13 protein-coding genes and 1 pseudogene are annotated in these 13,402 nt (G+C 57.8%); 9 read left to right on the plus strand and 5 right to left on the minus strand.

Going from position 1 to position 13,402, the window contains the following annotated elements:
* Positions 1-9 precede the first annotated feature (9 nt).
* The 3 genes from ICA15_RS25065 to ICA15_RS25075 form a co-directional block, all read right to left on the minus strand.
* Complete coding sequence (locus ICA15_RS25065) at positions 10-282, minus strand: TfoX/Sxy family protein (protein ID WP_042561087.1); 273 nt, start codon at positions 280-282, stop codon at positions 10-12.
* Positions 283-568: 286 nt separating this feature from the next.
* Positions 569-913, minus strand: coding sequence for a pentapeptide repeat-containing protein (locus tag ICA15_RS25070; protein WP_077574553.1), 345 nt, complete (start codon positions 911-913; stop codon positions 569-571).
* Between the two features lie 91 nt (positions 914-1,004).
* Positions 1,005-2,561 carry an AAA family ATPase gene (locus ICA15_RS25075; protein WP_210554926.1) on the minus strand — a complete coding sequence of 519 codons (1,557 nt, stop codon included), beginning with the start codon at positions 2,559-2,561 and terminating at the stop codon, positions 1,005-1,007.
* Between the two features lie 118 nt (positions 2,562-2,679).
* On the opposite strand from ICA15_RS25075, the gene mrcB reads away from it, so the two are divergent.
* The 3 genes from mrcB to ICA15_RS25090 are packed head-to-tail and all read left to right on the plus strand — an operon-like array spanning position 2,680 to position 6,105.
* Positions 2,680-5,004, plus strand: coding sequence for a penicillin-binding protein 1B (mrcB, locus tag ICA15_RS25080; RefSeq protein ID WP_150602244.1), 2,325 nt, complete (start codon positions 2,680-2,682; stop codon positions 5,002-5,004).
* A 16-nt stretch (positions 5,005-5,020) separates the two neighbouring features.
* Positions 5,021-5,770 (plus strand): hypothetical protein, encoded by a 750-nt coding sequence (locus ICA15_RS25085; RefSeq protein WP_210554927.1) that lies wholly within the window; start codon positions 5,021-5,023, stop codon positions 5,768-5,770.
* The gene (locus ICA15_RS25090; RefSeq protein ID WP_150595353.1) at positions 5,770-6,105 is read left to right on the plus strand and encodes a YqcC family protein; all 336 of its coding nucleotides are present in this window, start codon (positions 5,770-5,772) and stop codon (positions 6,103-6,105) included. The genes ICA15_RS25085 and ICA15_RS25090 overlap by 1 nt, the downstream gene beginning before the upstream one ends.
* Positions 6,106-6,255: 150 nt before the next feature.
* Here ICA15_RS25090 and ICA15_RS25095 read toward each other — a convergent pair whose 3' ends face one another.
* Positions 6,256-6,672: a DUF4124 domain-containing protein gene (locus tag ICA15_RS25095; protein ID WP_150617399.1), complete on the minus strand. Its 417-nt coding sequence runs from the start codon at positions 6,670-6,672 to the stop codon at positions 6,256-6,258.
* Positions 6,673-7,072: 400 nt separating this feature from the next.
* On the opposite strand from ICA15_RS25095, the gene ICA15_RS25100 reads away from it, so the two are divergent.
* The 6 genes from ICA15_RS25100 to msrQ all read left to right on the plus strand — a co-directional run bounded on the left by ICA15_RS25100 (position 7,073) and on the right by msrQ (position 13,055).
* Positions 7,073-8,797, plus strand: coding sequence for an acetolactate synthase 3 large subunit (locus ICA15_RS25100; protein ID WP_210554928.1), 1,725 nt, complete (start codon positions 7,073-7,075; stop codon positions 8,795-8,797).
* 2 nt (positions 8,798-8,799) lie between these two features.
* A complete protein-coding gene (ilvN, locus tag ICA15_RS25105; RefSeq protein WP_003176102.1) occupies positions 8,800-9,291 on the plus strand; it encodes an acetolactate synthase small subunit in 492 nt (163 codons plus the stop codon).
* A 48-nt stretch (positions 9,292-9,339) separates the two neighbouring features.
* On the plus strand, positions 9,340-10,356 hold the full coding sequence (ilvC, locus tag ICA15_RS25110; RefSeq protein ID WP_007948647.1) for a ketol-acid reductoisomerase: 1,017 nt from the start codon (positions 9,340-9,342) through the stop codon (positions 10,354-10,356).
* A 147-nt stretch (positions 10,357-10,503) separates the two neighbouring features.
* Positions 10,504-11,361: a CDP-diacylglycerol--serine O-phosphatidyltransferase gene (pssA, locus tag ICA15_RS25115; RefSeq protein WP_042561080.1), complete on the plus strand. Its 858-nt coding sequence runs from the start codon at positions 10,504-10,506 to the stop codon at positions 11,359-11,361.
* A 63-nt stretch (positions 11,362-11,424) separates the two neighbouring features.
* Positions 11,425-12,438 (plus strand): protein-methionine-sulfoxide reductase catalytic subunit MsrP, encoded by a 1,014-nt coding sequence (gene msrP, locus ICA15_RS25120; protein WP_210554929.1) that lies wholly within the window; start codon positions 11,425-11,427, stop codon positions 12,436-12,438.
* The gene (gene msrQ, locus ICA15_RS25125; protein ID WP_210554930.1) at positions 12,438-13,055 is read left to right on the plus strand and encodes a protein-methionine-sulfoxide reductase heme-binding subunit MsrQ; all 618 of its coding nucleotides are present in this window, start codon (positions 12,438-12,440) and stop codon (positions 13,053-13,055) included. Before msrP ends, msrQ begins: the two co-directional genes overlap by 1 nt.
* A 116-nt stretch (positions 13,056-13,171) precedes the next feature.
* Here msrQ and ICA15_RS25130 read toward each other — a convergent pair.
* A pseudogene (locus tag ICA15_RS25130) lies at positions 13,172-13,402 on the minus strand (hypothetical protein); the annotation flags it as partial.

Raw genomic sequence — 13,402 nt, forward strand, 5'->3', positions numbered from 1 at the left:
AGCGCCCGTTCAGTTTTTGTGGCGTGTGGAAATGGCTTCGAGCTGCTTGTTCAGGGCGTCCTTGCGTTCGGCGGGGATGTCGTTCCAGTGCACATCCATCAACGCTCCTTCGATCGCATACAGCAACACCTTCGATGCGCGAAACCCGCGGGTTCGCACGGCCCGGTAGGCGTCCACTGCGCCCAGGCGACGCAAGTCCGAGGCGCTGTGGATGCCCACGGCATGCAGCCATTGCGCCGACGTCTTGCCAAGATTCTTCAGGTGTTGCAGTTCATCATTCATCAAGCCTCCTTGCGACGGCCGAATGGTGCGTGGGCGAGCTTCTCAGGAGTGTAGCCATCAGTAGGAAAAGCGTGGTTGTTTGGTTGGATTCAACGCAAACGCTTCTAAGAAAGGGGACTGGAACGGCCTGCGAGCGCAGAAAAGAGGGGGGAACACACATATCAATGTAGGAGTGAGCCTGCTCGCGATAGCGGACTGGCAGGCACACATGTGTTGAAAGTTAAACCGCTATCGCGAGCAGGCTCACTCCTACAAGAAAGGTATCGCGTCAGAAGGGGGGCGAATATCAGCGAGTGCGATAACGCAGGCGTGTGCCGAAATTCATCGACATCAGTATCTCGTCAGCGCTCAGTTCCGGCGGGAAGTACGCCCCGGAAATTTGCGCGTGGGCCAGGCTGGCGCCTTCAAGCGACGCTTTGCGGAAATCAATGCCACGCAGATCGGCAGAACGGAAGTACGCGTCCCGGAAATCCACGCCATCGGCGTTCAATTCGCGCAAATCGAGACCACGGAAGTCGCCACCGACCATGTCGATCGGGCCGTCTTGTGGGCGCTCCTTGTTGAAACCTGTGATGTCATCTTTGTGCAGCAAGGCGTACAGCGGGGTGTCGAGAAGTTTCGGCTGGCTCATGTCACATCACCTGTTGGTTTTATGACGCCAGTATAGTGCCACTATTTGGCGGCCGTGAAGCGAGCGAGGGCTTCACGGCCGAAATAGTTTCTTACAGGCCTGGCAGGCGTTGACGGATCTGCGCGACGACGGTGTCCAGCGTCCCGGACTCATTGGTCTGCACGCGTTTGCTGCGCAGAATCTCTTCCGGCGTCAGCGCTTCGCGATTGGCCTGTTGCGCTTCGATCACAGCCAACGTGGCGTCGGACGGATCCTGTTTATCGGCCTGACGAATCGACAGCCAGCTCTCGATCACTGCTTGCGGCGCGTTGCAGTCGAGGATCAGGAACGGTGTGCCAGTGGCTTCAGCGATTTTCGCGGCGTTGTCGCGCTGCTCACGCTTGAGGTAAGTCGCGTCGATCACCACCGGGAAACCGGCGTGCAGGATCACTTCAGCAATTTCATGCAGACGCGCGTAGGTCTTGGTGCTGGCGTCGGCACTATAAATGCCGGCCTGTACATCATTGGCGACGGTTTGTTCGCCGAACAAACGCTTGCGTTCAACGTCCGAGCGCAGGCGAATGGCACCCAGTGCTTCGACCAGGCGCATGGCCACGTGGCTCTTGCCGACAGCGGAAACGCCGTGGGTAATGGCCATGAAGCGCGAAGGAATGGTGCTGTAGCTTTCCGCCAGGTTGGCGTAGTTGCGGTACTGGCGCAGGGTGGTGGCGCGCTGCACCGGAGTCGCGTCTGCCGGCATGCTGAACAGGGCCACTTTGGCGCGAACCAGTGCGCGGTAGGCTTTATAGAAGTTCAGCACTTCCAGGCCTTGATAGTCGCCGGTCAGTTCCAGGTATTGGCTGATGAAGCGGCGAGCCAGCGACTTCAGGCCGCGGTCTTCCAGGTCCATCGCAAGGAAACCGGTGTCGGCGTAAACGTCGGTGAAGCGGAACGGCTCGTTGAATTCGATGCAGTCGAAGATCACCACTTTGCCGTCGATGACGGTGGCGTTGCCCAAGTGGATGTCACCGTGGCATTCGCGGGTGAAACCGTCGGCCTTGCGCTGAGCCAGCAGAGGCTTGAGGCGTTCGAAGCTGCTTTCGGCCCACGCTTGCAGAGCGTCGAGTTGCAGCAGGTCGTTCTTGTCACTGAGGAACGGCAGAATCTGTTCGAAGTTCTGGCGGACCGGAGCCATCACGCTGTCCGGGGTGCCGGCGTCGTGTTCGGCCGGGACTTTCGGCGCGGTGAGATGGAAGTGCGCGATCTGCTCGGCCATTTCATCGATGTGTTGGGTGGTCAGCTCGCCGTTGGCTTGCAGGGTGCTGAGCAAACCGGTCTGCGGGAACTGACGCATTTTCAGCACATACTCGATTGCCGGGCCGTCGCCGCCCAGTTGCGGGGTGTCGACGCTGCCCGTCACCGGCAACACTTCCAGATACAAATCGTCGGTCAAACGCTGGTTCAGACGCAGTTCTTCAGCGCAAAAGTGTTCGCGTTGATCGAGGCCGGTGAAGTCGAGGAAGCCGAAATTCACCGGCTTCTTCACTTTATAAGCAAAGGGACCGGTGAGGATCACCCACGAAATATGGGTTTCGATGACCTGGAACCCTTCGACGGGGTGCGGATACAGGGCCGGGTTTTGCAGGGCAGCGATCAGAGACTGGCTCACGGGCGATCCTTCAGAGACTGGGGGAAATTCGAGGTCGCCATTATGGCCGCTCGCCCGCCTGACGCAAACCTCGGAGCGCGCCTGTTGAGTCTGAATAAAGTGCGTATAATCCGCCGCCATGACTCGAACTCGATCTCCCCGTACCAAGAAAAAACCACCTTCCAAGGGCCTGCGCCCATGGATGGGTTGGGCCATTAAACTCAGTCTGGTCGGCCTTGTAGTGCTGGCCGGCTTTGCCGTTTACCTCGATGCCGTGGTGCAGGAGAAGTTCTCCGGCAAGCGCTGGACCATCCCGGCCAAGGTATACGCGCGCCCGCTTGAGCTGTTCGTCGGACAGAAGCTCAGCAAGGAAGATTTCCTCACCGAACTCGACGCACTCGGCTATCGCCGCGAAGCCGTGAGCAATGGCCCCGGCGCTGCCGCAGTTTCCGGAAACACCGTCGACCTGAATACCCGTGGCTTCCAGTTCTATGAAGGGCTTGAGAAGGCACAACCTGTGCGTGTGCGCTTCTCGGGCGATTACGTGGCCGAGTTGTCGGCGACCAACGGTTCGAAACTGTCCGTGGTACGTCTGGAGCCGGTTCTGATCGGCGGGATTTATCCGAAGAACCTCGAAGACCGCATCCTGATCAAACTGGATCAGGTGCCGCCGTATCTGCTGGAAACCTTGGTCGCCGTCGAAGACCGGGACTTCTACAGCCACTGGGGCGTGTCGCCGAAGTCGATTGCCCGGGCGATCTGGGTCAACACCTCTGGCGGCAAGATGACTCAGGGCGGCAGTACGCTGACCCAGCAGTTGGTGAAAAACTTCTACCTGACCAACGAACGCAGCCTGAGCCGCAAGCTCACTGAAGCAATGATGGCGATGTTGCTGGAACTGCATTACGACAAGAAGGAAATCCTTGAGGCGTACCTCAACGAAGTCTTTGTCGGTCAGGATGGTCAGCGCGCCGTGCACGGTTTTGGTCTGGCCAGTCAGTTCTTCTTCGGTCAGCCATTGTCCGAGCTGAAACTGCATCAGGTCGCGATGCTGGTCGGCATGGTCAAAGGCCCGTCCTATTACAACCCGCGTCGCAATCCTGAGCGTGCGCTGGAACGTCGCAATCTGGTGCTCGACGTGCTTGAGCAGCAAGGCGTAGCGACTGCCGAGCAAGTTGCCGCGGCGAAGAACATGCCTCTGGGTGTAACCACTCGCGGCAAACTGGCCGATAGCTCCTTCCCGGGCTTTATCGACCTGGTCAAACGTCAACTGCGCGAAGACTATCGCGACGAAGACTTGACTGAAGAAGGCCTGCGGATCTTCACAAGTTTTGACCCCATCCTGCAGATGAAGGCCGAGGCGTCGGTCAACGACACCTTCAAGCGTCTGGCCGGTCGCAAGGGCTCCGATGACGTCGAAGCGGCGATGGTCGTGACCAATCCGGAGACCGGCGAAGTCCAGGCCATGATCGGCAGTCGCCAGGCCAGTTATGCCGGTTTCAACCGGGCACTGGATGCCGTGCGGCCGATCGGCTCGTTGATCAAACCGGCGGTTTATCTGACCGCGCTGGAGAAACCGAGCCAGTACACACTGACCAGTTGGCTGTCGGATGATCCGTTGTCGGTCAAAGGCGCGAACGGTCAAGTCTGGAAGCCGCAGAACTATGATCGTCGTTCCCACGGCACCGTGTTCCTGTATCAGGGGCTGGCGCATTCCTACAACCTCTCGACCTCGCGCCTGGGTCTGGAAGTGGGCGTGCCGAATGTCCTCAAGACGCTGGCCCGTCTGGGTGTGACCCGCGAGTTCCCGGCGTTCCCGTCGATGTTGCTGGGGGCGGGCGCGATGACGCCGATGGAAGTGGCGACCATGTACCAGACGCTGGCCAACGGTGGCTTCAATACGCCGATGCGCGGTATTCGCAGCGTACTGACTGCCGAAGGCGAGCCGCTCAAGCGCTATCCGTTCCAGATCGAGCAGCGGTTTGATCCGGCGTCGATCTATCTGATCCAGAACGCCATGCAGCGGGTGATGCGCGAAGGTACAGGCAGCTCGGTTTATAACGTGTTGCCGAAGACTCTGACGCTGGCCGGCAAGACCGGTACCAGTAACGATTCGCGCGACAGCTGGTTCGCAGGTTTCAGTCAGGACTTGCTGGCAGTGGTCTGGCTGGGCCGTGATGACAACGGCAAGACGCCGTTCACCGGTGCGACCGGTGCGTTGCAGGTCTGGAGCAGTTTCATGCGCAAGGCCGATCCGCTGCCGTTGGACATGCCGCAGCCGGACAACGTCGTGCAGGCATGGGTTGATTCGCGTACCGGGCAAGGTTCTGACGCCAACTGCCCGGGTGCGGTGCAGATGCCGTATATTCGCGGCAGCGAACCACCACCCGGCGCTGCGTGTGCAAGCGAGACGCCTGCATCTGGCGAGTCGGTGATGGATTGGGTCAAGGGCTGGATGAATTAAGCAAAGAGGGTTTCAAGTGAACAAGTGGTTGATTCCAGCGGTGACCGCCGTGGCTTTGCTCAGCGGCTGCTCTACCGTTCAGCGTGGTTCGATCCCAGTGGTGGATTCGGGCTCAGCCGTGTCCAACAGCGAACGCATTTCCGCCAATGGCGGTTTCCGTCAGACGACGGTCAAGCGTCCTGTGCAGGGCCAGCCTCAAGCCATCCCGCAAGGCGATACCGGCGTCGTAGTAATGGTGCCGGGCGGTGGCGCGACAACGTCGGCACCGATCAGCGCTGCGCCAATTGTGCCGGGCCCGGCATCCGGCGGCATTACGTCGGGGCCATACAACCCGTCGCCAGTAGAGTCGGCGCCGATCAACTCCGGCAGCTACAGCATGCCTTCGACACCGAGCGGCATTCCTTCGGCCAGCAGTGGCGGTGGTTTGTCGGCGGACGAGCAACTGGATGGTCCGGTACTCGCCTTGCTGACGACGGCTCAACAGCAACAGGCCGGTGGCGACCTCAACGGTGCGTCGTCGAGCCTTGAGCGCGCGCAGCGTGTTGCGCCGCGTGAGCCGCAAGTGCTCTATCGTCTGGCTCAGGTGCGCATGGCTCAAGGCGATGCGCCGCAGGCCGAGCAGTTCGCCCGTCGTGCGTTGACCATGGCCAATGGTCGTCCGGATTTGCAGGCCAATCTGTGGGAAATCATCGCTCAGTCCCGTGAGAAACAAGGTGATTCCGCTGGCGCTGCCCTGGCCCGTCAAAAGGCCAAGGTAACGCTGTGATGGATGCACGTTTCCCGAAAATCGCCGATCAGTTATTGCTGATCGAGCGTGAGCTGCGTACGCAGGGCTGGTGGGATGAGGTTTCGCCGTCGGCCGAAGCATTGAGCAGTGTCGAGCCGTTTTCGGTCGACACGCTCGATTTCGAGCAGTGGCTGCAATGGATCTTCCTGCCCCGCATGAAGATGATCCTTGAACAGGATCTGCCGCTGCCGAACGCCTCGGGTATTCAGGAAATGGCGGAAATGGTCTTCGCCCAGCGCAACGTTCAGGGACGGGATCGTCAACTGCAGGTGCTGCTCAAAGAGTTTGACCTGCTGATCACCGCTTCCCGCTGAAGAACGCTTACGCTGTCCTTTGCTGGAACGGTGCTCTTGAACGCTGACACCGGCTCCCTGCAGGAGCTGCCGCAGGCTGCGATCCTTTGATCTTTAAACTCAAGATCAAAAGATCGCAGCCTCGTTTCACTCGAATGCTCCTACAGTTTTCTACTGGCAGTTCTCCGCAATTTGTTTCTGCGCTTCGACAATGCGCTCCTGCCGTTGTGCATCATCCAGCCGCCGCAATTTCCCCCCGACTTCCTCTCGCAAACGCGGATTGTTCTGTAATTGCGCAAGGTTCGTCCTCGCCTGCTCACAAAATGCCTTGAGCTGCGCCTGTTGGTCGTCGACCTGCTTTTTAACCTTGTCGTCGATGGCTTTCTGATCGCCCAGCACACCGCTGCCCGGCATTGCTGCAGGTTTTGCCGGTGGTGACGAGTGCGTCTGTACGGTGGTGGATGGTTGGCCCGGCGGAGGTTGCGCATCGAAGTGCGTAACACCTTGGGCATCGACCCATTTGTAGATCTGAGCGGCTGTGCACCATGGGCTGAGGCCGATCAGCAGGGTTAACAGAAGCATTCGCATGCTGATTCCTTGGCAAAATTGCGCAATTGACGCTAACAGAGTAGCCGTTTTCAGGTTTTTTCTTGCGTTCTCATGTGCTTACCCACAATTAACCACACAGACGACTTGACTTGGAGAGGGCGAAACAGAAGAATCCAAAGTCCGCTGTAGAGGGACTGCCAGAAGCAGACCCACTCGGTAGATCATGAGGCGCACACCCGCGCCGACCTGTTACACCCGCAACGCGTTACCTCGCGCTGGGTGGGAAAGGCCCGCAACACTTGGGACGATCCCAATACTTGCTCAGTCAGTGCTGACGTAGTCGGCGACCACCGTCGCTCATGCTCTGCCGAGAAGTAAACCTATTAAGACCCGTCCCATTTTTCGTGGGCGGTATTCTGGCGTTTTAGAGGTGAACAACGTGGAGCTTTTATCTGGCGGTGAGATGCTCGTCCGCTTCTTGCGTGACGAAGGCGTCAAATATATCTACGGGTACCCGGGTGGTGCTCTCCTGCATGTTTACGATGCCCTGTTCAAAGAACCGGAAGTGACTCACATCCTGGTTCGTCACGAACAAGCGGCAACCCATATGGCTGACGGCTACGCCCGTGCCACCGGTAAAGCCGGCGTGGTATTGGTGACTTCCGGTCCAGGCGCCACAAACGCCATCACCGGTATTGCCACTGCCTATATGGACTCGGTTCCAATGGTGATCATTTCCGGTCAGGTGCCAAGCACCATGGTCGGCACCGACGCGTTCCAGGAAACCGACATGATCGGTATCTCCCGGCCGATCGTGAAGCACAGCTTCATGATCAAGCACGCTTCGGAAATCCCGGAAGTCATGAAGAAGGCCTTCTACCTGGCGCAATCCGGTCGTCCGGGCCCGGTCGTGGTCGATATCCCGAAAGACATGACCAACCCGGCCGAGAAGTTCGAATACATCTTCCCGAAAAAAGCCAAGCTGCGTTCCTACAGCCCGGCCGTTCGTGGCCACTCCGGGCAAATCCGCAAGGCAGCAGAAATGCTTCTGGCGGCCAAGCGCCCGGTGTTGTACTCCGGCGGCGGCGTCATTTTGGGCAACGGTTCTGCTCCGCTGACCGAACTGGCGAAAATGCTCAACCTGCCGGTGACCAACACGTTGATGGGCCTGGGCGGTTTCCCAGGCACCGATCGTCAGTTCATCGGCATGCTCGGCATGCACGGCAGTTACACCGCCAACCTGGCGATGCACCATGCCGACGTGATCCTGGCGGTTGGCGCACGTTTCGATGACCGAGTGATCAATGGCCCGGCGAAGTTCTGCCCGAATGCCAAGATCATTCACATCGACATCGACCCGGCTTCGATTTCCAAGACCATCAAGGCCGACGTGCCTATCGTTGGTCCGGTCGAGAGCGTCCTGACCGAAATGGTCGCGATCCTCAAGGAAATCGGCGAGACCCCGAACAAGGAGTCCGTGGCCAGCTGGTGGAAGCAGGTTGATGAATGGCGCGGTGATCGCGGTCTGTTCCCTTACGACAAGGGCGACGGCAGCCAAATCAAGCCGCAGACCGTTATCGAAACCCTGTGTGAAGTGACCAAGGGCGATGCCTATATCACCTCCGATGTGGGTCAGCACCAGATGTTCGCTGCGCAGTACTACACGTTCAACAAGCCGAATCGCTGGATCAACTCCGGTGGTCTGGGCACCATGGGCTTCGGCTTCCCCGCAGCCATGGGCATCAAGTTGAGCTTCCCGGACGACGACGTTGCCTGCGTCACCGGCGAAGGCAGTATCCAGATGAACATCCAGGAACTGTCGACCTGCCTGCAATATGGCTTGCCAGTGAAAATCGTCATCCTGAACAACGGTGTTCTGGGGATGGTTCGTCAGTGGCAGGACATGAGCTATGGCAGCCGTCACTCGCATTCCTACATGGAATCGCTGCCTGACTTCGTCAAGCTGGCTGAAGCTTATGGCCACGTCGGCGTACGCATCACCGAATCGAAAGATCTGAAGTCGAAGATGGCAGAAGCGTTCGCCATGAAAGATCGTCTGGTGATCATCGATGTTTCGGTTGATACCAGCGAGCACGTCTACCCGATGCAGATCAAAGACGGCTCCATGCGCGATATGTGGCTGAGCAAGACGGAGCGTACTTAATCATGCGGCACATTATTTCCTTGCTTCTGGAAAACGAACCCGGCGCTTTGTCTCGCGTAGTCGGCCTGTTCTCGCAGCGCAACTACAACATCGAAAGCCTGACCGTGGCCCCGACCGAAGACCCGACCCTGTCGCGTCTGACGCTGACCACTGTGGGTCATGATGAAGTCATCGAGCAGATCACCAAAAACCTGAACAAGCTGATCGAAGTGGTCAAGCTGGTGGACCTGTCGGAAAGTGCTCACATCGAGCGCGAACTGATGCTGGTCAAGGTCAAGGCCACTGGCGCCCAGCGCGCCGAGATCAAACGCACCACCGATATTTACCGTGGACAGATCGTCGATGTCAGCGCGAGCGTGTATACCGTTCAATTGACCGGTACCAGCGACAAGCTCGACAGCTTCATTCAGTCCATCGGCACCGCATCGATTCTGGAGACCGTCCGTAGTGGCGTAACCGGTATTGCCCGCGGCGACAAAGTACTCAGCATCTAAACCAAATTAGTGAATGGCCTGAACGGCCTGGATATATAGGGGAATTTCATGAAAGTTTATTACGAAAAAGACTGCGACCTGTCGATCATCCAGGGCAAGAAAGTTGCCATCATCGGTTACGGTTCCCAGGGCCACGCCCAGGCGTGCAACCTGAAAGACTCCGGTGTCGACGTTACCGTCGGTCTGCGTAAAGGTTCGGCCACCGTTGCCAAAGCCGAAGCTCACGGCCTGAAAGTGACCGACGTTGCTTCCGCTGTTGCTGCTGCCGACCTGGTCATGATTCTGACCCCGGACGAGTTCCAGTCTGCTCTGTACAAGAACGAAATCGAGCCGAACATCAAGAAAGGCGCCACCCTGGCCTTCTCCCACGGCTTCGCGATCCACTACAACCAGGTTGTTCCGCGCGCCGACCTCGACGTGATCATGATCGCGCCGAAGGCCCCGGGCCACACCGTACGTTCCGAGTTCGTGAAAGGCGGCGGTATTCCTGACCTGATCGCGATCTACCAGGACGCTTCCGGCAACGCCAAAAACGTTGCACTGTCCTACGCTGCAGGCGTTGGTGGCGGTCGTACCGGCATCATCGAAACTACCTTCAAGGACGAGACTGAAACCGACCTGTTCGGCGAGCAAGCCGTTCTGTGTGGCGGTACCGTTGAACTGGTAAAAGCCGGTTTCGAAACTCTGGTTGAAGCTGGCTACGCGCCGGAAATGGCCTACTTCGAGTGCCTGCACGAACTGAAACTGATCGTTGACCTCATGTACGAAGGCGGTATCGCCAACATGAACTACTCGATCTCCAACAACGCCGAATACGGCGAGTACGTGACCGGCCCGGAAGTGATCAACGCCGAATCCCGTCAGGCCATGCGCAACGCCCTGAAACGTATTCAGGACGGCGAATACGCCAAAATGTTCATCAGCGAAGGCGCAACCGGCTACCCTTCGATGACCGCCAAGCGTCGTAACAACGCCGCTCACGGTATCGAAATCATCGGCGAGCAATTGCGCTCCATGATGCCGTGGATCGGTGCCAACAAGATCGTCGACAAAGCCAAAAACTAAGTCGTCGTCCCTTGTACGAAAAACGCGGCCTCGGCCGCGTTTTTTCGTTTGGGTCGGTGGTTCTGGTATAAAGCTGCATCGTTTGTGGCCGAACCGTCGTCCACAGGCAGCTGTCGAATTTTTCCAAACCGTTGCAAGGTAATGTCCATGAGCGAACGTCCCGAAGAGCCGAACAAGGCTTCAGACGCCGAAAGCCTGCTGCCCATCGATGAGCACATCGAAGAAGGGCATGACGCAGAAGGTCGTAAAGTCCGGCATCGTGGTATCTATCTGCTGCCGAATCTGTTCACCACCGCAAACCTGTTTGCCGGGTTTTACTCCATCATCAACTCGATGAGCGCTCAGGCGGCCTTAAGCGCTGGTGATTCCGTCAACGCGAGCAAGTATTTCGCGTTCGCCGCAATCGCGATTTTTGTCGCGATGGTGCTGGACGGCCTCGATGGTCGTGTCGCGCGCATGACCAACACGCAAAGTGCCTTCGGCGCCGAGTATGACTCGCTGTCCGACATGGTCGCCTTCGGTGTTGCCCCTGCATTGCTGGCCTTCGGCTGGGCGCTAGGTGACATGGGCAAGGTCGGCTGGATGGTCGCCTTCATCTATGTAGCGGGCGCAGCGTTGCGTTTGGCGCGTTTCAATACTCAGGTGGGGACAGCGGACAAACGCTACTTCATCGGTCTGGCCAGTCCGGCAGCTGCCGGTGTGGTGGCAGGCATTGTCTGGGCGTTCAGCGATTACGGCATCCAGGGTTCGAAGATGTCGTTCCTGGTCGCACTGATGGTAGCGGCTGCCGGCATGCTGATGGTCAGCAACATCAAGTACAACAGCTTCAAGGAGCTGGATTTGAAAGGTCGCGTGCCTTTCGTGGCGATCCTCGCGGTAGTGCTGGTGTTCGCTGTCGTATTCAGCGATCCACCGCGCATTCTGCTGCTGGTGTTCCTCGCTTATGCGGCTTCCGGCCCAATCCAGTATCTGTTGCATCTTCGTCGTCACAAAAACGCCGAGTGATGTAATTTCCAGCATACTCCGCAGTCTATGGGTGCATCTGTCCTCCAAAGCTGCGGAGTTGCCATGCTCATCAAAATCCCCAAAGCGTCTGACTGCCATGAGTCGGACGTCACGTCTGAATCCATCTATCTGTCTCGCCGCCAGCTGCTCGGAGCCACCGCGGCCGGCATCGCCGTGAGCAGTCTTCCGCGCTGGGCCAGTGCTGACGATGCGGCGCGATATGCCGATGTCGAACCTGGCAAGGCGCCCGCCTGGTTTACCGAAAAACTCCCCTCTACTAAATGGGGGGCGGTAAACGTCAAGGATGAGGCGATCACGCCTTTTAAGGACGCGACTCACTACAACAACTTCTATGAGTTCGGCACCGACAAGGGTGATCCGGCCGCTAATGCCGGTTCGCTGAAAACCGAGCCGTGGAGTGTGGTGGTGGACGGGGAGGTGGGTAAGCCGGGGCGTTATGCGCTGGAAGACTTCATGAAACCGTACCAGTTGGAGGAGCGTATCTATCGTCTGCGCTGTGTCGAGGCCTGGTCGATGGTCATTCCGTGGATCGGGTTTCCCATCGCGGCGCTGCTCAAGCAGGTCGAGCCGACCTCCAATGCCAAGTACATTCGGTTTGAAACCCTGCAGGATCCGAAAAGCATGCCCGGGCAGCGCTCCGGCTTCGCACTGATCGACTGGCCTTATATAGAAGGCTTGCGTCTGGATGAGGCGATGAATCCGTTGGCGATCCTCGCGGTGGGCATGTATGGGCGCGAGCTACCGAATCAGAACGGAGCACCTCTGCGGCTGGTGGTGCCATGGAAGTATGGCTTCAAAAGCGTCAAATCCATCGTGCGTATCAGTCTGGTCAGTGAGCAGCCGAAAACGACGTGGCAAAGCATTGCGGCGGACGAATACGGCTTCTATGCAAATGTGAACCCGACAGTCGATCATCCGCGCTGGACGCAAGCGCGCGAGCGGAGGCTGCCGAACAGTCTGTTCAAGCCGAATGTGCGCGATACACAGATGTTCAACGGCTACTCGGATGAAGTCGCTTCTTTATATACAGGGCTCGATCTACGGAAGAACTACTGATGCGATATCCGGTCTGGCGGGTGGGTGTTTTCATTGCCGCAGCGATCTGGCCATTGCTGTGGTTTTATCAGGCTTTCGCAGATCTGCTTGGGCCGGATCCTGGCAAGGTGCTGGTTGATAGGCTGGGCCTTGGCACGTTGGTGTTGCTGTTGATCACCTTGAGCATGACGCCTTTGCAGAAACTGACCGGTTGGGCGGGGTGGATTGCTGTTCGGCGACAGTTGGGCCTTTGGTGTTTTGTCTATGTGGTTTTGCACCTTTGCAGCTATATGGCTTTCATCCTGGGGTTCGACTGGTCTCAACTGGGTGTCGAGTTGCGCAAGCGGCCTTACATTATTGTCGGTGCGCTGGGGTTCCTCGGATTGTTGGCGTTAGCGGTGACCTCCAATCGCTACAGTCAGCGCCGTTTAGGTGTTCGCTGGAAGAAGCTGCATCGGCTGGTCTATGTGATTCTTGGGTTGGGTCTTCTGCATATGCTGTGGATCGCGCGTGCTGATCTTAAGGAATGGGCGATCTATGCCTTTATAGGTGGGCTGCTTCTATTGCTGCGTGTCCCTCCGGTGGCTCGTCGAATCCCGCGTTTAGTGCCCAAAAAGCAGGTTCTGCAACAAAAGTGAAATTAACGGTTGACGGCAGATTCCAGACGTCTATAATTCGCCCCACTTCCGGCGCAGTCGAAACGGAAAACTCCTTGAGATTCAATGAGTTAAGTAGGTTTCGAGAGCGGGGCGCTTCAGTTCATCGAAGCCTGGAAGGAGCTGAAAGAGCGGTGATGTTTGGCTCTTTTAACGGTTCGATCTTCTCGGTCGAAAGCGGAGAAAAAGAGGTGTTGACAATAGCGAGTAACGCTGTAGAATTCGCCTCCCGCTAACGAGAGATCGGAAGCGCAAGTGGTTGAAGTTGTTGAAGAATTCTTCGAAAACTTCTGAAAATAATCACTTGACAGCAAATGAGGCTGCTGTAG

The sequence above is a fragment of the Pseudomonas sp. P116 genome, from assembly GCF_020149425.1.
GTDB lineage: Bacteria > Pseudomonadota > Gammaproteobacteria > Pseudomonadales > Pseudomonadaceae > Aquipseudomonas > Aquipseudomonas anatoliensis.

Excerpts from the sequence above, each read along its gene's own strand:
- ICA15_RS25090 (WP_150595353.1), top strand. The coding sequence starts at position 5,770 with ATGGATGCACGTTTCCCGAAAATCGCCGATCAGTTATTGCTGATCGAG.
- msrQ (WP_210554930.1), top strand. The coding sequence starts at position 12,438 with ATGCGATATCCGGTCTGGCGGGTGGGTGTTTTCATTGCCGCAGCGATC.
- msrP (WP_210554929.1), top strand. The coding sequence starts at position 11,425 with ATGCTCATCAAAATCCCCAAAGCGTCTGACTGCCATGAGTCGGACGTC.
- ICA15_RS25095 (WP_150617399.1), bottom strand. The coding sequence starts at position 6,672 with ATGCGAATGCTTCTGTTAACCCTGCTGATCGGCCTCAGCCCATGGTGC.
- ilvC (WP_007948647.1), top strand. The coding sequence starts at position 9,340 with ATGAAAGTTTATTACGAAAAAGACTGCGACCTGTCGATCATCCAGGGC.
- pssA (WP_042561080.1), top strand. The coding sequence starts at position 10,504 with ATGAGCGAACGTCCCGAAGAGCCGAACAAGGCTTCAGACGCCGAAAGC.
- ilvN (WP_003176102.1), top strand. The coding sequence starts at position 8,800 with ATGCGGCACATTATTTCCTTGCTTCTGGAAAACGAACCCGGCGCTTTG.
- ICA15_RS25070 (WP_077574553.1), bottom strand. The coding sequence starts at position 913 with ATGAGCCAGCCGAAACTTCTCGACACCCCGCTGTACGCCTTGCTGCAC.
- mrcB (WP_150602244.1), top strand. The coding sequence starts at position 2,680 with ATGACTCGAACTCGATCTCCCCGTACCAAGAAAAAACCACCTTCCAAG.
- ICA15_RS25065 (WP_042561087.1), bottom strand. The coding sequence starts at position 282 with ATGAATGATGAACTGCAACACCTGAAGAATCTTGGCAAGACGTCGGCG.